Source organism: Nocardiopsis tropica, assembly GCF_042660575.1.
GTDB lineage: Bacteria > Actinomycetota > Actinomycetes > Streptosporangiales > Streptosporangiaceae > Nocardiopsis > Nocardiopsis tropica.
Genome location: NZ_JBHSUF010000004.1, coordinates 360983 through 382453, shown reverse-complemented (window position 1 = coordinate 382453; position 21471 = coordinate 360983). Strand labels below are relative to the sequence as shown.

Below are 21471 nucleotides of genomic sequence, written 5' to 3'. Positions count from 1 at the left end.
ACGATGCGAATCGAGAGAGATGAGCAAGGAGAACAGGGCCGGCATCGCCGACGTCGCGGCGCGTGCGGGTGTGAGCATCACGACCGTCTCCCACGTCCTGAGCGGGCGGCGCCCGGTCAGCGACAAGACCAAGGCCAAGGTGCTCCGGGTCGTCCAGGAGCTGGACTACCGGCCCGACCCCTCGGCCAGAGGCCTGCGGACCGGACGCAGCGAGGCCGTCGCGCTGGTGGTCTCCGACGTCACCAACCCCTTCTACCCCCAGATGGCGGCCGGGCTCCAGGACGTGCTCCAGCCCCAGGGCTTCCTCATCTCGATCTGCAGCGTCCGGGAGAACTCCGAGGACCTCGACGCCGCCCTGCGCCACCTGCTCGACCGCAAGGTCGACGGGGTCGTCCTGGCGTCGCTGACCGCCCAGGAGCGCCACTACGCGGCGATCACCGACGCCGGCGCCTCCCTGGTCCGGCTGAGCGGTGAGCTCGACCCGCGCTTCGGCGACATCGTGCGGGCCGACGACACCGGAGGCATGGCGGACGCCGTCACCCACGTGCTCGAACGCGGGAACCGCAGGATCGGCTTCGTCAACGGGGACTCGGACACCGCACCGGGACGGCTCCGCCTGGCGGGCTACGAACGGGCCCTGCGCGACTTCGGGGTCGAGTTCGACGAGTCCCTCGTCGTCTCCGGCCCCTTCACCCGGGCCGGAGGGGTGGAGGGGGCCCACGCCCTCCTCGCGCTCGACCCGGCGCCCGAGGCCCTGGTCTGCGCCAACGACCTCATAGCGGTGGGCGCCCTGGACGCCGTCCGCGAGCGCGGCCTGAGCGTCCCCCGCGACGTCGCGGTCACCGGGTTCGACGACATCGAGGCGGCGTCGCTGCTGTCGCCCCCGCTCACCACCGTCCACAACCCCGCCCGGGAGATCGGGCGCACCTGCGCCCGGCTGATCCTCGAACGCCTCTCCGAAGGCCCCGCCCAGGGGGCGCGCGAGGTCGTCCTCCCCCAGAAGCTCATCGTCCGCGAATCCACCTGAACACCGTGCACGATCCAAAGGATCCCCTGTGACCCACCACCTTCCTCGCCGTGACGCCTTCAAACTCGCCGGAGGGGCCCTCGCGGGCGCCTGGCTCCTGACCGGGTGCGGCGGCTCCGGCGGGGGTTCCTCCGCCATCGACTACTGGGGCGCCTTCCCCACCCCGGAGACCGAGGAGTACTTCCGCACCCACTTCATCGACACGTTCAACGAGTCGTCGGAGCGCCAGGTCAAGATGACCACCAAGCAGCTCACCAACCTGGCCTCGCAGACCGACACCGCCGTCTCCTCCGGCAACGCCCCCGACATCATCTACTCGCCCGGCCCGACGACCACGGTGTCCTACGCCCAGGGCAACCGCACGATCCCCCTGGACGACTACGCCGACCAGTACGGCTGGAACGACCGCCTGCTCCCCTGGGCGCAGCAGCTCAGCCGCGTGGAAGACGCCATGCAGTCCGTGCCCACCTCCTACGGCTCGCTGGTGATGTACTACAACCGCGCCGTCTTCGAGGAGAACGGCTGGACCCCGCCCACGACCAAGGCGGAGTTCGAGGCCCTGTGCGAGGACGCCGACTCCAAGGGGATCATCCCCGTCGGCGCCGGCAACAGCGGCTACCCGGCGCAGAGCGAGTGGTACCTCAGCTGCGTGCTCAACGCCGCCGTGGGCCCCCAGAACCTCTACGAGATCCTCACCGGGGACCGCGACTGGAACGACGCGGCCGTCGTCGACGCCCTGGAGACGATGAAGTCCCAGATCGACAAGGGCTGGTGGGGCGGCGGCGCCGAACGCTGGTTCACCAACACCGACCCCGACATGTGCACCGGCATCGCCAACGGCGACGTCGCCATGTACATGAGCGGCACGTGGAGCTTCAGCTCCATGGGCACGTTCTTCACCGACTCCGGCAACGACCCGCAGGACTGGGACTGGGCGCCCCTGCCCTCGCTCGCCGAGGGCGTCGAGCCGGGCGTGTTCCCGATGGCGATCGGCACCGCCCTGTCCATCAGCTCCGACAGCAGCGACCCCGACACCGCCGCCGCCTTCCTGGACCACCTGGTCGGCGACACCTCCCGCTCCCTGGGCTACCTGGCCGAGCAGGGCGAGAACCCGCCGCCCGTCGCCTACGGCGCCGACGACTTCCCCGAGGGCATCGACCCGCGCGCCCAGCGCCTGTACGAGGAGATCCCCGCGTCGGACAACATCGGCTACGCCAGCTGGACCTTCCTGCCCCCGCAGACCAACACCGCGCTCTACACCGAGTTCGACGGCGTCATCACCGGCGACATGTCGCCGTCGGCGTACGCGGACTTCCTCAAGACCAGCTTCGAGCAGGAGCTGGGCGCCGGCGGCCTGCCGACGCCGTTCACTCCGCAGTAGAGAGAAACCGGAAACCCCACCCGATGTCCGTCGCTGTCACCGGGACGGGCGGGGCGGTCCGACCGCCCCGCCCCCCGGCCCGCAGGCGAGGCCCCAACCGCAGGCTCACGGGCCTGCTGTTCCTCGCCCCGCTCCTCATCGTCAACGTCCTCGTCATCGCCGGTCCGGCGATGATGTCGGTCGCGTACTCGTTCACCGACTGGGACGGGATCAACACCCCGGACTTCGTCGGCACGGCGAACTACGAGGCCCTGGCCGGCGACCCGGCCTTCCACCGGGCCCTCGGCCACAACCTGGTGTGGACGCTGTTCTTCCTGACGGTGCCCATGGGGATGGGCCTGCTCGGCGCCTACCTGCTCAGCCGCGTGCGGCGCGGGCGGACCCTCTTCCGCATCGCGTTCTTCATCCCGTACGTGGTCGCCACCGTCGTCTCGGCCGCCGTGTGGCGCCAGATCCTCAGCCCCGACGCGGGCATCGGCCCGGCCCTGGCCTCCTTCGGGGTGCCCTGGGTGGGCGACGCCAACGCGCTGGGCGACCCCGACCTGGCCCTGGGCGCGATCGCGATGATCAACAACTGGCAGTGGTGGGGCTTCCTGGTGATGCTCTTCCTCACCGCCATGCAGTCGGTCAACCCGTCGCTGTACGAGGCGGCCCGCCTGGACGGGGCCGGGAGGTTCCGGGAGTTCTGGCACGTCACCCTGCCCGGGATCCGGCCGACCCTCGTCTTCCTGTTCCTGATGACGATCATCTGGTCGTTCCTGGTGTTCGACTTCGTCTACATCCTCACCCAGGGCGGCCCGGCTGGTTCCACGGACATGCTCAGCACCCTGCTGTACCGCACGGCGTTCAGCGAGTCCCGGGCGGGCGTGGCCTCCGCCGTGGGCGTCGTCATGGCGGTCATCAGCGCCGTCACCATCGCGGGCTACCTCGTCCTGCGCCGCCGACTCCGATGGGAGGTGTGACCCCGATGCCCGCACGACCGACACGGGCCAGACGCGCCGCGCGTCTCCTGGACCGGGGCCGCCCCCTCACCTACCTGCTGCTGGTGATCCTCGCCGCGTACGCGCTGGGGCCCATCGTCGTCATGGTCTTCAGCGCGCTGAAGACCCCGGCGGAGCTCAGCACCAACCCGATGGGGCTGCCCGCCGACGCCGCCTGGGACAACTTCACCACCGCGTGGCAGAGCGCGAACATGGCCACCGGCCTGGCCAACAGCGCGGTCATCGTGGCCTGCACCGCCGTCGGCGTGTGCCTGATCTCGGGCGCCGCCGCCTACGCCATGGTGCGCCTGGACGTCCCCGCTCCCGGGGCGATCACGATGTACCTGCTGGTGGTGACCTCGCTGCCGATCCAGCTGTTCCTCGTCCCGCTGCTGTCGTGGTGGACGCGGCTGGGACTGTACGACACCCAGTTCGGCCTCATCCTCATCTACTGGGCGATCTACAGCCCCTTCGCGACGCTGCTCCTGAGGTCCTACCTCATCGCCATCCCGCCGGACTACGAGGCGGCGGCCCGGATGGACGGCGCGGGGGAGCTCACCGTGTTCTTCCGGATCGTGCTGCCGCTCATCTGGCCCGGGCTGCTCACGGCGGGCCTGGTCGCGGGGCTCCAGGCGTACAACGAGTTCCTCCTGGCGGTGACGTTCCTCCAGGACTCCGAGGCGCTGCCGGTCTCGATCGCCCTGTACTCGTTCCAGCAGGGCTTCACCGTGAACCACGCCCTGGTGGCGGCGGCCGGCCTGATCATGCTGCTGCCCATGCTCGCGGTCTTCCTCGTCATGCAGCGCCGCTTCGTGTCGGGCTACGCGTCCACCGGCATGGCCAACTGACCAGGGGCCCCGCGAGGGGTCCCGAAGCCGCCGGATCCGCGCCCTCCGTCCTAGGGCACGGGTCCGGCCCCGGACGGCCGGGCGCCTCGGCGCCCGCCCGCCCGGGCAGCCCCCGCCGGGCCTGACGGCCCGTGCGGAGGGCAGGGGGCACGCCCACCCGGGCCGGAGCCGCGCGAAGCGGCGCCGGCCCGGGGCGGGCGCGCTCAGGAGAAGACCGTGTCGACGGCGGCGGGGCTCCCGACGGCGACGAGCGCCCCCATCGGGTTCGGGGACAGGCGCCCGCTCGGCCGCACGCACCCCTTCGGCGCCCGGCTCCCCGCGGCCGCGCAGCGCCATGACGGCACCGGCCCCACCCCGCCCGGCGGGGCGTGGACGGGGCCCCGGGCGCAGCGCTGTCGCGCGTCCGAGAGAGGGTCGGGGAGGCAGACCTCCCCACCCCCTACGGAGACCTCGATGATGGGTACCTCGCACGCCGCGACCGGCGTGCTGGCGGGCGGCGCCGTCGCCCTGCTCTGCGGCGCGGACGTGCCCGTCACGCTGACGTGCGCCGCGGTCGGCGCCGGCGCCGCGCTCCTCCCCGACCTGGACGAGCCCGGCTCCTCGGCGGGGCGCTCGCTCGGGCGGGTGACGGAACTGGTCTCGACCGGCCTGCGCGGCCTGTCGAGACGGGTCTACCGCCGCACGGCCACCCCGCGGGAGCTGGAGGCGCCCAAAGACGGCGGACACCGCCACCTGACCCACACCGTCCCGGCGTGCCTGGTGTTCGGCCTGGTCGCGCTGGGGGCGGCGCTGGCTCCGTTCGGGGCCGCCGCGGTGGTGTTCGCGATGTCCGCCCTGGGCCTGGGGACCGTGGTCCGGCCCTGGAGGGCGTGGGGCACGGTCCGGCGGCGCAGGCGGGCGGCGCTGGTGGCCGCCCTCGTCCTCGGCGCGTGCACACTGCTCGTGGAGGGCTACGGCCCCGCGCCGTGGCTCGTGGGCCTGGTGGTGTTCGCGGGCGCGCTGACGCACGTGCTGGGGGACTGGCTGACCCGGTCGGGCGTGCCGCTGGCCTGGCCGTTCACGGTGCGGGGCAAGCGGTGGTGGATGCTGCGCTCACCGGTGGCCTTCCACACCGGCCGGAGCAGGGTGGAGGACGCCATCAGGGTGGGGGCGCTGATCGGGTTCCCCGTGCTGCTGGCGCTGGGGGCGCCCCTCCCGCCTGCGGCGTGAGGCAGGTCGCCGGCCCCGTCCCCACGGACGTGGCCGGGCGCCCCTCCCGCCTGCGGCGCGAGGGCGGGCCCCGCCGGGCCGGGGTCAGGCCGGGGACCCCGCCGAGGGGTACCCCAGGAGCCCGGAGATCTCCTCGGCCGCCTCGCGCAGGACCGGGACCAGGGCGCGCATGCGCTCCACGGGCATGTAGGGGCGGGTGGCGGCGATGCTGACCGCCGCCACGCCGGACGAGCTGCCGTCCCGCACGGGGGCGGCCACGCAGCGGATGCCCGGCTCGTTCTCCTCCAGGTCCATCGTGGCGCCCAGCCTGCGGTAGCGGCGCATCGTCTCCAGGAAGCGGTCCAGGGACCGGTCCCCGCCACCGCCGCTCTCCCGCTCGGCGGCGAAGAGCCGCTCCCAGACCTCCTCCCCCTCGTCCAGGATCAGGGACTTGCCGATGCCCGTGGTGGTCAGGGGCATGCGGTAGCCGATCCGCGAACGCGTCTCCGCGCCGCGCAGACTCGCGATCTTGTCCAGGTACAGCACCTCGTCGTCGTCGCGGATGGCCAGGTGCACCGTGTCCCGGTACCGCCCGGAGAGCCGCTCCAGGACCGGGCGCGCCACCAGGGGCACCGGGTTCTGCTGGAGGGCGAGGAAGCCGTACTCGATCAGCGCGGGGCCCAGCAGGTAGGTGTTCTCCGGGCCCCGGCGCAGGTAGCCCTCCTGCACGAGCAGCTGCAGCAGCCGGTGCGCGGTGCTGCGGCTGATCCCCGTCCTCTCGCACACCGCCCGGAGGTCGCACGCCCCCCGCGCCACGGCGGCGACGACGTCGAGCCCCCGCCGCAGCGTCTGCGTGCCGGGGGGTGTGGTGCTCTGCCTGTGCATGCGTGCCAGGTTAGACGGCCGCGCTACCGGGCGAACCGCAGCGTCACGATCTGGAACGGCCGCAGCCCGAACGCCACGGAACCGTGCCCGTGCCCGCCGTCGCCGGACGCGGTCCGCACGTCGAGTCCGGGCGCTCCCTCGTACTCCTCCTCCAGGAGGTTCACCGCGCGGACCCCGGCGAACGGGAAGCCCGGCGCCACCGTCGCGCGGGCCCGCCCGCCCCGGGCCTCGTACAGCCGCACGACGACGTCGCCCGACCGGTCGTCGGCGAGCTTGACCGACTCCACCACCACCCCGGGGTCGTCCACGCGCACCAGCGGCTCGACCTCGCCGCCGCCGGGGACCTCGCGCGGGGGCAGGTTGATCCGGTACCCCTCGCGCACCGCGTCCTCCACCGTCGCGCCCGGGGCCAGCGCGTAGCGGAAGCGGTGCTCGCCCTGGTCCGTCTCCGGGTCGGGGAACCGCGGGGCGCGCAGCAGCGACAGCCGCACCGTGGTCGTGGTGCCCCCGTCCCCGCGGACCGCGCGGGTCACGTCGTGCCCGTAGGTGGAGTCGTTGAGGACCGCCACGCCGTAGCCGGGCTCCCCGACGTGCACCCACCGGTGCGCGCAGATCTCGAACTTCGCCGCGTCCCACGAGGTGTTGGAGTGGGTGGGCCGCCTCACGTGCCCGAACTGGATCTCCGAGGAGGACTCGTCCGCGCGGACGTCGACCGGGAAGGCCGCCTTGAGGAACTTCTCCCGCTCGTGCCAGTGCACCACCGTCTCCACGTCCAGGCGCCGCGCGCCGGGGCTCAGGGACAGGACCTGGACGACCGAGGACGCGCCGAACGTGCGCGCCACGCGCAGCGCGGCGGCGCCCCCGGGCCGCGGCTCCAGGGCCTCGACCGCGTCGGCGCCGGTGAGGTCGGTGACGGTGTTGCGGTAGAACGCGTCGACGTCCCAGGCGTCCCACTGGTTGGGCAGGTCGGGGTGCACCTGGAGCAGGTTGCCCGGTGACCCCGGGGCCAGCACCTCGCGCTCCGCGACCCTGTCCAGGACGGAGGTGACGAGCCCGCGGCCGTCCACGCGCACGGTCAGCAGCCCGTTGTCCAGGAGGAAGCCGCCGTCCGAGGCGTCGACCGAGGCCGCCGCCGCGCCGGGCGCGCCCGTGAGCGCGGCGGGGACCGCGCCGAGCGCGGGCACGCCGTCGCGCTCGTGCGGGGCGGCGTTGAACACCAGGGTGCCGCCGTCCCCGCCGGGCTCCTCCGCCAGCGCCCCCTGGGCCGACGCGACGATCCCGTGCAGCTCGGCGGCGGCCTCCGCGTAGGACTCGGCCGCCTCCCGGTGGACCCACGCGATCGAGCTCCCGGGCAGGATGTCGTGGAACTGGTTCAGCAGGACCGTCCGCCACACCCGGTCGAGGGCCTCGTACGGGTAGGGGGCGCCGGTGCGCACGGCGGCGGTCGCGGCCCACAGCTCGGCCTCGCGCAGCAGGTGCTCGGACCGCCGGTTGCCCTGCTTGGTGGCCGCCTGGCTCGTGTAGGTCCCGCGGTGGAACTCCAGGTACAGCTCGCCCAGCCACACGGGTGCGTCGGGGTACTCCGCGTGGGCCTTGGCGAAGAACTCCGAGGGGTGCTCGACCTCCACCCGGGGGGACCCCTCCAGGTCGCCGGTCCGCCGGGCGCGGGCGAGCATCTCCCGGGTGGGGCCCCCTCCGCCGTCGCCGTGTCCGAAGGGCACCAGGGACCGCGACGCGCCGCCCTTGTCCCGGAAGTTGCCGGAGGCGTGTGCCAGCTCCGAGCCGGTGAGCTCGGAGTTGTAGGTGTCCACGGGCGGGAAGTGGGTGAAGACGCGTGTGCCGTCGATGCCCTCCCACCAGAACGTGTGGTGGGGGAACGCGTTGGTCCGGCTCCAGGAGATCTTCTGGGTGAGGAACCACCGCGAGCCCGACAGCCGCACGAGCTGGGGGAGCGCCGCCGAGTAGCCGAACGAGTCGGGGAGCCACACCTCCTGGGTGTCGACGCCCAGCTCGTCGCGGAAGAACCGCTTGCCGAAGCTGAACTGCCGGGCCAGCGCCTCGGAGCCGGGCATGTTGGTGTCGGACTCCACCCACATGCCCCCGACCGGCACGAACTGCCCGGCCTCGGACGCGCGCACCACCCGGGCGAAGACGTCGGGCCGGTGCTCCTTGAGCCAGGCCCACTGCTGGGCCTGGGACATCGCGAAGACGAACCCCGGGTGGTCCTCCGCGAGGGCGACGGCGTTGGCGCTGGTGCGGACCACCTTGCGCACGGTCTCCCGCACGGGCCACAGCCAGGCGGAGTCGATGTGGGCGTGGCCCACCGCCGACACCCGGTGGGCGCTCGCCGCCGCGGGGGAGCGCAGGGCCGGGGCCAGCGCCTCCCGCGCGCGGTCGGCCGTGCCCGGGACGTCGTGGAGGTCGAGGGCGTCCAGGGACCTCTCCAGGGCGCGCAGGAGCTCCCAGCGGCGCGGGTCGCCGGTGTCGAGGGAGCGCATGACCCCGCCCGCGACGTCGAGGTCCATGGCCAGCTCCCACACCGCCGTCTCGAAGACCGCCAGGTCGGCGCGGGCCAGCCGGTACAGGGGCTCGTCCGCGGGCCCCCGTCCCCCGCCCAGCTCCGTGGGCCGGAACGGCGGGTTCCCGAGGATGACGGGGTTGGCCGCGGCCTCCACGTGGAACTCCACGGCCTCCCCGCCCCCGGCCGGAGAGCCGACCGGGATCCAGGCGTTGCGCGGGTTGAGGCCCTTGACGACGGCGCCGTCCGGGAGGTGGACGAGCCCCTCGCTCTGGAAGCCCGGCATGCCGCTGTCGAAGCCCAGGTCGACGACGGCCTCCACCGTCAGCCCGGCCCACTCCCGGGGCACCTCACCCCGCAGCCGGAACCACGTCGTCCCCCAGGCCGGCCCCCAGGCGTCGCCGACGCGGGCGGGCACGTGGTCCGCGGCGATCCCCTCCGCCGCGGGCACCGGCTCGCCGGGGGCGTCCCACCGCGCCACCTCCAGGGGGACCGACCTCGTGTAGATCGCGGGCCACACGCGTTCGCCCAGTACCCGTTGCAGCCGGGCCTCGGTCAGCCGCCGGTCGTCGTGCACGGTGGTTCTCCGTTCGATCGTCCCCTGACAGGTGGTGGGTACGTTGTCACCGCCGTGGAGACCGCGTCAACGCCCCGGCCGGAGCGGGCGGCCCGGTCCCGGCCGCGTCGCCCGCCCCCGCGCGGGGCCGCCGTGGCACCATGTGGGTGCTCCGCCGGGGCCTCACGGCCCCGCCCCGCCGAAGGGGCGGCGCGGCGCCCGCGACCGGGTCGCACCCGTGCGCCACGGTCGCCGCGCGGGCCGGGGCGCCGACCGTCCGAGGCGGGCGGGCCGCCCGCACGCCGAGGACACGCCCAGAGGGAGAAGGCCGTGGAAGGCGAATACGAACCGAGCCCGTCCGCGTGGGTCCGCGAGCAGGTCGCCCTGTACGAGCGCACCGGCGGGGCCGAGGGCAACACCCTGGGGGACACCGGCCTGCCGGTCGTCATCGTGACGATGCGCGGGAGGAAGACCGGGAAGATCCGCAAGATCGCCCTCATGCGCGTGGAGCACGGGGGGCGCTACGCGCTCGTGGGCTCCCAGGGCGGGGCCCCGGAGGACCCCATGTGGGTGCACAACCTCCGCGAGAACCCCGACGCCGTCACCCTGCAGGACGGCCCCACCCCCTTCGCGGCCTGTGTGCGCGAGGTCGGGGGAGCGGAGCGCGAGGAGTGGTGGGAGCGGGCCGTCGCGGCCTTCCCCGACTACGCGGACTACCAGCGCAAGACCGACCGCCTCATCCCCGTCTTCGTGGTCGACCGGGCCGAATGACCGGCTGAGCGGCCGGCCGACCGGCGGCCTAGGAGTCCGCGGGCCGCGCACACCCGGGAACGGGGTGCGCGGCCCTTCCCGTCCCCGGCGACCAGGGGTGGGGGAGTTGAACCTGTTGACAGGGTGAACTGGGTCACGATAGTTTCCCGGAAACGTTTCCAGGAGATGTCGGGCACATTGCGCCATGTTTCTGGAAACGTTTCCAAGCCCTTCCGGAGCACAGCGTGACTGGAGCCGCGATGACGTCATCACGCGCCACCCTGATCCAGGTGGCCGAACGCGCCGGGGTCTCGCTGGCCTCGACCTCCCGCGCACTGCACGGGAGCGGGGCCAGCGAGGCGATGGTCGAGCGCGTACGCGCCGCGGCGGCCGAGCTCGGCTACAGCCCCGACGTCACCGGCCGCTCCCTGCGGTTGAGGAAGACCTTCCAGATCGCGTTCGCCGTCGCCGACATCGGCAACCCCGTCTACGTCGAGATGATGACCGCCATCCACGAGGTCCTGGCCCCGCACGGCTACCGCGTCGTGGTCATGACCACGGGCGACACCCCCGCCTCGGCCACGGAGCTCGTGCGCAGCCTGGGCAGCGGCTTCGTCGACGGGATGGTCCTCAGCCCGCTGCGCACCGACGACGGGCTGGTGCGGGCCATCAAGCAGGCGCCGGTCCCGGTCGTGGTCATCGGGCGCTCCCTCGGGGACCAGGGCATCGACTCCGTGTCCACGGACTCCGCGGACGGGATCGGCCAGGCCGTCCGGCACCTGCTGGAGACCGGCCGCCGCAGGATCGGCTTCCTCAACGGCCCCCCCGACACGACCCCGGGCGAGGCGCGCAGGCGCGGGTTCGACGCCGCCGCCTCCGACCCCGGGTCCACCGCCGAGCGCGTGGAGGTCGCCCTCGCCGAGGACTTCACCGTCGCGGCCGGCGTGGCCGCCGCGCACCGGCTCCTGGCCGGCGCCCCCGACGGCGGAGCCCGCCTCGACGCGGTCGTCGCCGCCAACGACCTCCTCGCCATCGGCGCCATCCGCGCCGCCCGCGAACTCGGCCTGTCCGTGCCCGAGGACGTCGCGGTGACGGGCATGGACGACACCGAGCTGGGCCGCGTCTTCCAGCCCAGCCTCACGAGCGTCTCGCTCGGCTCGGACGAGCGCGGGCGCGCCGCCGCGCGGATCATGCTGCGGCTCGTCGACGGGGACGCCGGCGAGCCGCAGACGGCCTCGGTCGGACCCCGGCTGGTCGTCCGGGAGTCCACGGCCCCGGCGCCGGCCCGCGCCGCCGCGCCAGGGGGAGGCGCCGGATGACGGCGCCCCCCTCACCGCGGGGCACGGCCCCGCCCCGCCCCGCGCGCGGGGCCCCGCCCCGGCCGGGCGGTACGGCCCGCGCGCGGCGCCGCGAGGCGGCCGCCCTGGTCATGCCCTCGCTGCTGCCCATCCTGGTGCTCAGCGTGGCGCCCCTGGTCATGGGCATCGCGCTGGCGTTCACCGACGCGCGCCTGGTGCGCCGCCCGGACTACGAGTTCGTCGGCGTCGACAACTTCGTGAGCCTCCTCGACAACTCCTACTTCTGGGAGTCGTTCCGCATCGGCATGGTCTGGGCCGTCTCCGTGACGCTGCTCCAGCTCGTCGCCGCGATGGGGCTGGCGCTCCTGCTCGACGCCGGCCTCAGGTTCCAGGGCCTCACGCGCGTCCTCGCCCTCATCCCGTGGGCGATGCCCCCGGTCGTCGTGGCGATCATGTGGCAGATGATCTACTCGCCCAACGCGGGGCCGCTCAACGCCGCCCTGGGCGCACTGGGCCTGCCCGACGACGTCAACTGGCTCGCCGACTTCTCGACCGCGCTGCCCGCCGTGGTCGTCGTCGGCGTCTGGGTGGGCATGCCGCAGACCACCGTGACCCTCCTCGCCGGGCTGCAGCAGATCCCGTCCGAGCTGCACGAGGCGGCGGCCATGGACGGTGCGGGCGCCTGGCGCAGGTTCACCGGCGTCACCCTGCCGGGCCTGCGGCCGATCGTCGCCTCGATCACGTCGCTGAACTTCATCTGGAACTTCAACTCGTTCTCGCTGGTGTACGTCCTCACCGAGGGCGGTCCGGGCGGCCGCACGATGCTCCCGATGCTGTTCACGTACCTGGAGGCGTTCAAGAACCGCAATATCGGCTACGCCGCGGCCATGGGCATGGTGCTCGTCATCGTCGTCGTGCTGCTCCTGGCGTTCTACCTGCGGTCCCAGTTCCGCGACGACCGCGAAGGCAAGGTGGGCTGACCGTGCGCTCCCTCGTCCGTCCCGCCCAGTACGCGGCCCTCGCGTTCTACGTCCTCTTCCTGGGCTTCCCGCTGCTGTGGCTGATCTCGGCCTCGGTCAAGTCCTCGGGTGAGCTCAACTCGCTCACCGTGAGCCTGCTGCCGCAGGAGTGGCACTGGGAGAACTACGCGCAGGCGCTGGCCCGGCAGGGCCTGGTCCGGTCCGCGTGGAACAGCGTGTTCGTCGCCCTGGTGTCGACGGCGCTCGTCGTCCTCATCGCGCTGCCCGCGTCCTACGTCCTCGCCAGGCTCAAGGGGAGGGTCCGCACGGCGGGCGTCGGCTGGATCCTCGTGAGCCAGGTCTTCCCGGTCATCCTCGTCATCCTGCCGCTCTTCCTCGTCCTGCGCACCATCGGGCTCACCGACAGCCTCGTCGGCCTGACCCTCGTCCACACGACCTACACGCTGCCGTTCGCCCTGTGGATGCTCCAGGGCTACGTGTCCGGCATCCCCGTCGACCTGGAGGAGGCGGGGGCCATGGACGGCGCGGACCGCCTCACGGTGCTGCGCCTGATCATCCTCCCGCTCCTGGCCCCGGGCGTCGTCGCCACGGCCATGTTCAGCTTCGTCTCCTCGTGGAACGAGTTCTTCTTCGCCCTCGTGCTGCTCCAGTCGCCCGAGAACTACACCCTGCCCATCACGCTCAAGATGTTCATCGGCGGCGAGGGCAAGGTGGCGCTCGGGCCGCTGGCGGCGGGATCGGTGCTCGCCGCGATCCCGAGCATCGTCTTCTTCTCGATCATGCAGAAGAAGCTCACCGGCGGGCTCATGGCCGGCGCGGTGAAGGGATGACCCCCGCGACCGGCGCCCACCGGCACCCCCCGACGAAAGGTAGACCCATGCAGACACGCGTCGTGTCCGTCGCCGCGGGACTCTCCGCCGCGACGCTGCTCCTCACCGCCTGCGGCTCCGGCGAGGGGGACGGCGGCCCCGTCACCCTCGAGTTCCAGTCCCTCTCGGACCAGCCCGCCGCCATCGAGGCGACGGAGAGCATCGTCGCGGCCTGGAACGAGGCCAACCCCGACACGCAGGTCGAGATCGTCCCCGCCGGCTGGGACGGGATCTACGACAAGCTCATCACCCAGTTCAACGGCGGCGCCGCGCCCGACATCATCCACTACGAGGCCGCCGGCGTCGTCCCCTTCGCCGTCGACGGCTACCTCGCCGACCTCTCGGACCACATGTCCGAGGCGGCGCGCGGCGACATCCCCCCGGGCGTCCTCGACTCCGTGACGGTCGACGGCCGGGTCATCGCGTACCCGACCGAGATGCAGTCCTACGTGGTCTTCGCCAACCGGGGCATGCTGGAGGACGCGGGCGTCGACGTCCCGACCGGCGAGACCATGGCCTGGGAGGACCTGCGCGAGATCGCGCTGGCCGCGACCACCCCCGACGCCCACGGGCTCGGCTGGGGCCTGTCGAGCCCCACGGCCGTGTTCATGGCCATGGCCCCGGCCTTCGGCGGGAGCTACTTCGAGGGCTCCGGCCCCGACGCCGCCCTGACGATCGGGGAGGGGGAGATGGCCCTGCCCGAGCTCGTCGACGCCATGGCCCACGAGGACCGGTCGATCCTGCCGGTCACGCTCACCCAGTCGGGCACGGAGGCGCTCCCGTCCTTCTACGCGGGCGACGTCGCCATGACGGTCCAGGGCTCCTTCCAGGCCGCCAACATCGCCGCCGACGCGCCCGAGGACCTCGACTGGGTCGTCCTCCCGCCGCTGGAGGGGCCCGCGGGCCCGTGGCAGGCCGCGAACCCGCAGACCCTGTCGGTGAACATCGACTCCGAGCACGTCGAGGAGTCCGCCGCGTTCATCGAGTTCTTCACCTCCACCGACAACCTCGCGGCACTCAACGAGGCCGACTCGCTCATCCCGGCGACGACCTCCGCGAGGGAGGTCATGGGCTCCTCCCTGGAGGGCGAGAACGGCTGGGACGCCGTCCTGGCCTCGGGCGAGTACCTGGAGTCCTCCCCGTACCTGTTCGTCGACGCCTACGCGCAGTGGAAGGACACGGTCGCGACCCCCGCCTACCAGCGGTTCCTCGCCCAGGAGATCGACGCGGACGGCCTGGCGGCCGAGCTGGAGAACGGCTGGGAGGAGATCACGCGGTAGGGACCCGGAGCGGCCGGGGGCGCCACGCCCCCGGCACGGGGAGTCCCGGGCGCGTCCCGGGACGGACGAGTGGGCGGGCCCGCGAAGACGGGCCCGCAGCGCAGACGAACGACGACAGGGGAGTGGGACCGTGACCTGGCTGGACGACCGAGCGGTGGCCGTGATCACCGGAGCGGCGGTGGGAGACGCCCTGGGCGGCGCCACCGAGGGGTGGACGCCCGGGCAGATCGAGGAGCGCCACGGCGGACGGGTGACCGGCATCGTCGGACCGTGGTACCCGGACTGGCGCAACGCCCGCCCGATCGCGCCGTACCACAAGGGCGACGGACACGTCACCGACGACACCCTCATGACGCGCGCCCTGGTGGAGGTCTACGCGAAGCGGCGGGCACACCTGGACGCCTACGCGGTGGCCGAGGACCTCGTCCCGCTCATGATCGGCGAACCGCGCTGGGTCCCCGAGCTGGAGTCGACCGCGCTGCTGCTCCAGCGGGTCTTCCTCGCGGAGAAGTGGATGGTCGCCCGGATCCACTACGGCCACGTCGACCCCCGCGAGGCGGGCGTCGGCAACGTCGTCAACTGCGGCGCGGCGATGTACGTCGCGCCCGTCGGCCTGGCCAACCCGGGCGACCCCCGGGGCGCCTACGCGGAGGCGATCGACCTCACCGGCGCGCACCAGTCCAGCTACGGGCGCGAGGCCGCCGGGGTCTTCGCGGCCATGGTCGCGGCCTCCGTGGCTCCCGGGGCCGCCCTCGACGACGTCGTCGCCGCGGCGCTCGACGTCGCCCACGACGGCACCGCCGCCGCGCTGCGCGCCGTCGTCGGGGCCTTCGACGGCTGGGACGCCCCGCCCCGCACCGACGAGGAGGAGCGCGCCCTGGCACGGCTCGTCCGCGAGACGGTCGCCCCGTTCGACTCGGTGGGCCCGGCCTACCGGCAGATGTCGATGGACGCGCGCCGCCCCTCCCGGACCAAGGCCATCGAGGAGCTGCCCGCCGCGCTGGGCCTCGTCCTCGGGCACCGGGGCGACTACCGGGGCGCGGTGCTCGGCGCCGTCAACTACGGCCGCGACGCCGACTCCATCGCCGTCATGGCGGGCGCGGTCTGCGCCGGCCTCGGTGGGACGTCCGCCGTCCCCGCCGACTGGCTCGACGCGGTCGAGGAGGCGAGCCGCATGGACATCCGCGAGACCGGCCGCCTCATGGCCTCCGCCGCCGCCGACATCCTGCGCGCCGACCGTGAGCGGGCCGCCGCCCGCCTGCGGGACATCGACGCGATCGACCGCGCGCCGGCCGCGGTCCCGGCGGGAGGGACGACATGAGGCTCACCTGGGCGCAGCCGGAGGACCTGCTCGCGCACGAACTCGTCCAGTCCGCCGCCGAGGGGCGCGACGTCGCCGCGATCCGGGACCGGTGGGCCGACGCCGGGGGCGACCCCGTCCCCGCGGTGAGCGGCGCCGGACCCGTGCCCGCCTCCCCGGAGCTGCGAGAACTCGCACGCGCGCTGCTCGACGAACTGGCCGCCCTGCCCGTCCCCGCCGCCCCCGGCGAACCCGACGACTGGGCCGGCATCGAGGCCGTCCTGCCCCCGGCGCCCCGGCCGTCCGCCCCCGGCGGCGACCTCCGCGAGCGGATGCGCGGCGCCTGGACCGGCCGCGCCGCGGGATGCCTGCTCGGCAAACCCGTCGAGAAGATCCCGCGCGAGGGCATCGAGGAGATCCTGCGCTCCACGGGGCGCTGGCCGCTCGACCGCTGGTTCACGGCCGTGGGGCTCCCCGACGGCATCGCCGCCCGCTGGCCGTGGAACCGCCGCAGCGCGCCGACGTCCCTGGAGGAGAACATCGACGGGATGCCGGAGGACGACGACCTCAACTACCCCATCCTCGCCCTGGCCCTCCTCGAACGGCACGGGCGCGGGTTCACGACCGAGGACGTCGCCCAGCTCTGGCTCGACAACCTCCCGGCAGGCCGCGTCTTCACGGCCGAGCGCGCCGCCTACCGCAACATCCTCGACGCGCGCCCCGTCCCGGAGACGGCCACCCACCGCAACCCGTTCCGCGAGTGGATCGGGGCGCTCATCCGCGCCGACGTCCTCGGGTGGGCCAGCCCCGGCGACGTGCGCGGGGCCGCCTGGCTCGCCTGGACCGACGCCAGGCTCAGCCACACCCGCAACGGCGTCTACGGGGCCATGTGGGCGGCGGCGCTGGCGTCGGCGGCGATGGTCCACGACACGGTCGACGAGGTCCTGGACGCCGCGGACGCGGCCGTCCCGCCGGACAGCCGCCTCGCCGCGGCCGTCCGGCTGGGGCGCGACGCCGCCGGGGAGGGGGACGTGCGCGCCGGGCTCGACCGGCTCCACGACGCCTACGGCGACCTGCACTGGGTGCACGTCCTCAACAACGCGGCCGTGATCGCGTACGCCCTCGCCCGCGGCGCGGGGAAGTTCGGCCCGAGCGTCTCGCACGCGGTGACGGCCGGGTGGGACACCGACTCGGCCGCGGCCACCGTCGGCGGCGTGGTGGGCGCGCTCAGGGGCGCCCGGGGCATCGGAGCCCGGTGGTCCGACCCGCTCGACGGCCGCATCGCGACCTCGCTCCCGGGGGGCGAACAGCGGATCGACGACCTCGCCGCTCGGACCGCGGCCCTCGCGGCCCCCGCCGCCACGACCGAGAGGAGCACGCCGTGACCTACCTGTTCGACCCGCTCGTCCCCCGCCCGATCGACCTCCCCACCGAGGTTCCGCTCGACGGCGAACCCTCCGCGGACCGGCTCCGGGCCCTCGACGAGGCCAAGGTCTTCGCGGCCCCGGCGGACCCCGCCGACCGCCCCGCCTGGCGGGAGCGCCTGCACGCGTGGCGCGAGGACGCCCGGACCCGCCACGGCTACCGGGGCGCCGTGTACGAGCACCCCGGGGCGGCGTGGGCCGCCCGCTGCCACACCGTCGCGCAGGTGTGGCTGTGGGACGAGCTGCTGTACTCCTTCGACGAGCACCGGTTCACCCCCGAGCGCTTCCTGGCCGACGCCCGCGAGCGGTTCGGCGGACTCGACGCCGTCGTGCTCTGGCACGCCTACCCGGTGATCGGCCTGGACGACCGCAACCAGTGGGACCACTACCGCGACGTGCCCGGCCTGGCGGGCCCCGGGGGCCTCGTCGAGGCCCTCCACCGCGCCGGACTGCACGTGTTCGTCGACTACAACCCCTGGGACGTCGGTACCCGCCGGGGCGCCGACGACGTCACCGAGCTCGCGTCGCTCGTCGCCGACCTGGGCGCGGACGGCGTCTTCCTCGACACCCTGAAGAAGGCCGACCCCGACCTCGTCGCCCGCCTGGACGCCGCCCGGCCCGGCGTGGTCCTGGAGGGCGAGTCGAAGCTGGCCGTCGAGCGGATCGAGGACCACGCCACCTCGTGGGCGCAGTTCTTCGCCGACTCGCCCGTGCCCGGGGTGCTCAGGGCGCACTGGTACGAGCGGCGCCACATGCAGCACCACGTGCGCCGCTGGCACCGCGACCACTCCGAGGAGCTCCAGTCGGCCTGGCTCAACGGGGTCGGCGTCATGGTGTGGGAGGTCGTGTTCGGGGTCTGGGTCGGCTGGTCACCGCGCGACGCGGCCACCGTGAGCCGCATGACGGCCGTCCAGCGGGCCGCGGGCGACCTCCTCCTCGACGGGGAGTGGACGCCCCTGGCGGAGCTGGCCCCCGAGGCGGAGGCCGCCGGCGTGTACGCCTCCCGGTGGGAGCTGGACGGCCTGACCCTGTGGACGCTCGTCAACCGCGGCGAGGCCGACCACACGGGCCCGGTGCTCCCGCACGCGGGCGGCGCGCAGGCTCACGGCGGAACGCTCGTCGACCTCACGGGCGGCGGGCGGGCGGAGGCCGGACGGGTGACCGTGCCCGGACGGGGCGTCGCCGCGCTCCTGCACGTCGCGGACGGCGCCCCCGAGCCCGAGTGGCTGCCCGGCCTGCTCGACCTGCTCGCCGCCGCACCGCACGACCCCGACGCGCGGTTCCGGCACCGCCTCGCCGCGCGGCTGCGCCCGGCGGCCCCGGTGGCCGGAGCGGCGGTCGCGGGCGCCCACGCGGTGGGCGGCCCGGAGCCGGACGCCGCCGTGGTGCCCGCGGGGCCCTACGTCCTCACCGTGCGCTACCGCGCACGGGAGACGGGCATGTACCAGGGCGCCCCGTACGTGGACGAGTGGAAGCCGCTCCCGCCGCGCCTGCACGACGCGCGCACCCTCCAGCGGGACGGGGTGCTGTCCGCGCCCGTCGCGGTCGCCGCGAGCGAGGCCACCAACGCCGGGTTCGCCGCGTTCCTCGACGCCACGGGCTACGAGCCCGCGTTCCCGCACCGCTTCCTCGCGCACTGGGAGGACGGGCGCCCCGCCCCGGGGACGGAGGACGAACCCGTGTCGTTCGTGGACCTGGACGACGCGCGGGCGTACTGCGCCTGGCGCGGCGGACGCCTGCCCACGGAGGACGAGTGGCAGCTCGCCGGCGAGGCCGGCGGACTGCGCCGCGGGGAGCCCGCCGTCTGGAACTGGACCGAGAGCGAGCACAGCGACGGCCGGACCCGGTTCGTCATGCTCAAGGGCGGCGCGGACTACGCCGCCGAGGGGTCCGACTGGTATGTCGAGGGCGGGCGCCACGCCCCCGACCGCAGCGTCAAGCTGCTGCTGCCCGGCCTGGGCCAGGCGCGGGGCGCCACCGTCGGCTTCCGCTGCGCGTGGGACCTGCCGGCCACAGACCTTCCCGGAACGGCGCCCCCCGCCTCGGCGCCGGAGCGCACCGGGGAGGCGGTCGCGTGACCGTCTCGCGCGATCCCTCCTCGGGCGCACTCGCCGGCCTGCGCGTCGTGGACGCCTCCACGCTCTTCGCCGGCCCCATGGCCGCCATGCACCTGGGGGACATGGGCGCCGACGTCGTCAAGGTCGAGCACCCCTCCCGCCCCGACCCCTCGCGCACGCACGGCGCCGCCAAGGACGGCGTCAACCTGTGGTGGAAGACGCTGGGGCGCAACAAGCGCACCGTCACCGCCGACCTCGGGAGCGAGGGCGGGCGGGAGGTGTTCCTCGCGCTCGCCGCGGAGTCCGACGTCGTCGTCGAGAACTTCCGCCCCGGCACCCTGGAGCGCTGGGGACTGGGCTACGACGAGCTCAGCGAGCGCAACCCCGGGCTCGTGCTCGCGCGCGTCAGCGGGTTCGGCCAGATCGGCCCCTACCGGACGCGGCCCGGCTTCGGCACGCTCGCCGAGGCCATGAGCGGGTTCGCCGCGATGACGGGCGAGCCCGACGGGCCGCCCACGCTCCCGCCGTTCGGGCTGGCCGACGGCGTCGCCTCGCTCGCCACCGCGTTCGCCGTCATGGTGGCGCTGTCCGCCCGCGCGGGGACCGGGCGCGGACAGGTTGTCGACACGGCGATCATCGAGCCGATCCTGGCCGTGCTCGGACCCCAGATCACCCGCTGGGACCAGCTGGGAACGGTCCAGCCGCGCACCGGCAACCGCTCGTCCAACAACGCGCCCCGCAACACCTACCGGACCGGGGACGGGCACTGGGTGGCCGTCTCCACCTCCGCCCAGTCGATCGCCGAGCGCGTCGTGCGGCTCGTCGGCCGCCCCGACCTGGTCGACGAGCCCTGGTTCGCGCGCGGCGCCGACCGTGCCCGCCACGCCGACGAGCTCGACGAGGCGGTCGGCGGGTGGATCGCCCGCAGGACGCGCGACGAGGTCGTCGCCGCGTTCGAGGAGGCCCAGGCGGCGGTCGCCCCGGTCTACGACGCGTCCGACATCGTCGCCGACCCCCAGTTCCGGGAACTGGGGACGGTCCACGAGGTCGAGGACCCCGAACTCGGGCCGATGCTCATGCAGGGCCCGCTGTTCCGGCTGTCGGAGAACGACGGCGTCGTGCGCTTCACGGGCCGACCCCACGGCGCGGACACCGACGAGGTCCTCGGCGAGCTCGGGTTCGCGCCCGAGCGGATCGCCGAGCTGCGGGAGCGGGGGGAGGTGTGAGCGGCGCGGCGCGCGACCCGGGCGCGGCGCCTCCCCTCACGCTCCTGTACGTGCCCGCCGACCGGCCGGACCGGGTGGCCAAGGCGCTCGGCTCCGCCGCGGACGTGGTGCTGGTCGACCTGGAGGACGCCGTCGCCCCCTCCCGCAAGGACGGGGCGCGGCGCGACGCCGTGCGGCTGCTCGCCTCCGCGACCCGCCCCGTCCAGGTGCGGATCAACCACCGCTCCACGCCGTGGCACGACGCCGACGTCGCCGCGCTCGCCGGACTGCCCGCCGGCGTCGGGGCCCGCGTGCCCAAGGCCGAGTCGGCCCAGGAGGTGCGGGCGCTCGCCGACGCGCTGCCCGGCCGCGCCCTGCACCTGCTCGTGGAGTCCGCGCTCGGGGTCGAGCGCGCCTTCGACCTCGCCTCGGCCTCGCTCGCGGTCGCGTCGATCGGCCTCGGCGAGGCCGACCTGCGCTCGGACCTGCGGGTGGACGGGGAGGACGGCCTGGCCTGGGCGCGCGCCCGTGTCGTGAACGCGGCCAGGGCGGCCGGGCTGCCCCCGCCGGCCATGTCGGCGTACACGCGCGTGCGCGACCCCGAGGGCCTCGCCGCCTCGTGCCGCGCCGGGCGCGCGCTCGGCTTCTGCGGCCGCACCGCGATCCACCCGGCCCAGCTCGACACGATCCGGGCCGCGTTCCTGCCCTCGCCGGACGAGGTGGAGCGGGCGCGCACGGTCCTGGAGAGCGTCGCCGGGGCCGCCGCCGCGGGGACGGGGGTGGTCGTCCTGGCCGACGGGACCTTCCTCGACGCCGCCATGGTCGAGCGTGCGCGCGCGGTGCTGGCCCTGGCCGGTCGGGCCGCCTCCAGGTCGGTGGAGGTCCCGTTCGGGTCGGGTTCCGCCCCCTGACAGGGGTTCCGTGC

At 74.5% G+C, this 21471-nt stretch carries 17 protein-coding genes; 15 read left to right on the top strand and 2 right to left on the bottom strand.

The genetic code is table 11. The features are described from left to right. Nucleotides 1–19: 19 nt before the first annotated feature. The 5 genes from ACFQBR_RS09160 (at nucleotide 20) to ACFQBR_RS09140 (ending at nucleotide 5445) form a co-directional block, all read left to right on the top strand. Nucleotides 20–1027, top strand: a complete 1008-nt coding sequence (locus tag ACFQBR_RS09160; protein WP_344183338.1) for a LacI family DNA-binding transcriptional regulator — start codon at nucleotides 20–22, stop codon at nucleotides 1025–1027. 28 nt (nucleotides 1028–1055) lie between these two features. Beyond that, complete coding sequence (locus tag ACFQBR_RS09155) at nucleotides 1056–2408, top strand: ABC transporter substrate-binding protein (protein ID WP_267949679.1); 1353 nt, start codon at nucleotides 1056–1058, stop codon at nucleotides 2406–2408. A gap of 23 nt (nucleotides 2409–2431) precedes the next feature. Then, nucleotides 2432–3370, top strand: coding sequence for a carbohydrate ABC transporter permease (locus tag ACFQBR_RS09150; protein WP_344183341.1), 939 nt, complete (start codon nucleotides 2432–2434; stop codon nucleotides 3368–3370). Between the two features lie 5 nt (nucleotides 3371–3375). Further along, nucleotides 3376–4236, top strand: a complete 861-nt coding sequence (locus ACFQBR_RS09145) for a carbohydrate ABC transporter permease (RefSeq protein WP_344183343.1) — start codon at nucleotides 3376–3378, stop codon at nucleotides 4234–4236. 453 nt (nucleotides 4237–4689) lie between these two features. After that, on the top strand, nucleotides 4690–5445 hold the full coding sequence (locus tag ACFQBR_RS09140; RefSeq protein ID WP_344183345.1) for a metal-dependent hydrolase: 756 nt from the start codon (nucleotides 4690–4692) through the stop codon (nucleotides 5443–5445). An 84-nt stretch (nucleotides 5446–5529) separates the two neighbouring features. Here the strand turns inward: ACFQBR_RS09140 and ACFQBR_RS09135 are convergent, their stop codons facing one another. Then, nucleotides 5530–6309, bottom strand: a complete 780-nt coding sequence (locus tag ACFQBR_RS09135) for an IclR family transcriptional regulator (RefSeq protein WP_344183348.1) — start codon at nucleotides 6307–6309, stop codon at nucleotides 5530–5532. A gap of 23 nt (nucleotides 6310–6332) precedes the next feature. Then, on the bottom strand, nucleotides 6333–9404 hold the full coding sequence (locus tag ACFQBR_RS09130; protein WP_344183350.1) for an alpha-mannosidase: 3072 nt from the start codon (nucleotides 9402–9404) through the stop codon (nucleotides 6333–6335). Nucleotides 9405–9713: 309 nt separating this feature from the next. Between ACFQBR_RS09130 and ACFQBR_RS09125 the strand changes: the two genes are divergently transcribed. From ACFQBR_RS09125 to ACFQBR_RS09080, 10 genes are all read left to right on the top strand, one after another. After that, nucleotides 9714–10154, top strand: a complete 441-nt coding sequence (locus tag ACFQBR_RS09125) for a nitroreductase family deazaflavin-dependent oxidoreductase (RefSeq protein WP_344183352.1) — start codon at nucleotides 9714–9716, stop codon at nucleotides 10152–10154. 239 nt (nucleotides 10155–10393) lie between these two features. Then, entirely contained in the window at nucleotides 10394–11452 is a 1059-nt protein-coding gene (locus ACFQBR_RS09120) for a LacI family DNA-binding transcriptional regulator (protein ID WP_344183354.1), read from the top strand. After that, a complete protein-coding gene (locus ACFQBR_RS09115) occupies nucleotides 11449–12411 on the top strand; it encodes a carbohydrate ABC transporter permease (protein WP_344183356.1) in 963 nt (320 codons plus the stop codon). Before ACFQBR_RS09120 ends, ACFQBR_RS09115 begins: the two co-directional genes overlap by 4 nt. A 2-nt stretch (nucleotides 12412–12413) precedes the next feature. Beyond that, nucleotides 12414–13241: a carbohydrate ABC transporter permease gene (locus tag ACFQBR_RS09110; protein ID WP_267949689.1), complete on the top strand. Its 828-nt coding sequence runs from the start codon at nucleotides 12414–12416 to the stop codon at nucleotides 13239–13241. A gap of 47 nt (nucleotides 13242–13288) precedes the next feature. Continuing rightward, the gene (locus ACFQBR_RS09105; RefSeq protein WP_344183358.1) at nucleotides 13289–14560 is read left to right on the top strand and encodes an ABC transporter substrate-binding protein; all 1272 of its coding nucleotides are present in this window, start codon (nucleotides 13289–13291) and stop codon (nucleotides 14558–14560) included. Nucleotides 14561–14690: 130 nt separating this feature from the next. Beyond that, nucleotides 14691–15881, top strand: a complete 1191-nt coding sequence (locus ACFQBR_RS09100; protein ID WP_344183360.1) for an ADP-ribosylglycohydrolase family protein — start codon at nucleotides 14691–14693, stop codon at nucleotides 15879–15881. Continuing rightward, nucleotides 15878–17245, top strand: coding sequence for an ADP-ribosylglycohydrolase family protein (locus ACFQBR_RS09095; RefSeq protein ID WP_344183362.1), 1368 nt, complete (start codon nucleotides 15878–15880; stop codon nucleotides 17243–17245). The genes ACFQBR_RS09100 and ACFQBR_RS09095 overlap by 4 nt, the downstream gene beginning before the upstream one ends. Next, nucleotides 17242–19362, top strand: a complete 2121-nt coding sequence (locus tag ACFQBR_RS09090) for an SUMF1/EgtB/PvdO family nonheme iron enzyme (protein WP_378552790.1) — start codon at nucleotides 17242–17244, stop codon at nucleotides 19360–19362. The genes ACFQBR_RS09095 and ACFQBR_RS09090 overlap by 4 nt, the downstream gene beginning before the upstream one ends. After that, nucleotides 19359–20567 carry a CaiB/BaiF CoA transferase family protein gene (locus ACFQBR_RS09085; RefSeq protein ID WP_344177454.1) on the top strand — a complete coding sequence of 403 codons (1209 nt, stop codon included), beginning with the start codon at nucleotides 19359–19361 and terminating at the stop codon, nucleotides 20565–20567. Before ACFQBR_RS09090 ends, ACFQBR_RS09085 begins: the two co-directional genes overlap by 4 nt. After that, complete coding sequence (locus ACFQBR_RS09080; RefSeq protein ID WP_378552787.1) at nucleotides 20564–21457, top strand: HpcH/HpaI aldolase/citrate lyase family protein; 894 nt, start codon at nucleotides 20564–20566, stop codon at nucleotides 21455–21457. Before ACFQBR_RS09085 ends, ACFQBR_RS09080 begins: the two co-directional genes overlap by 4 nt. Nucleotides 21458–21471: the final 14 nt, after the last annotated feature.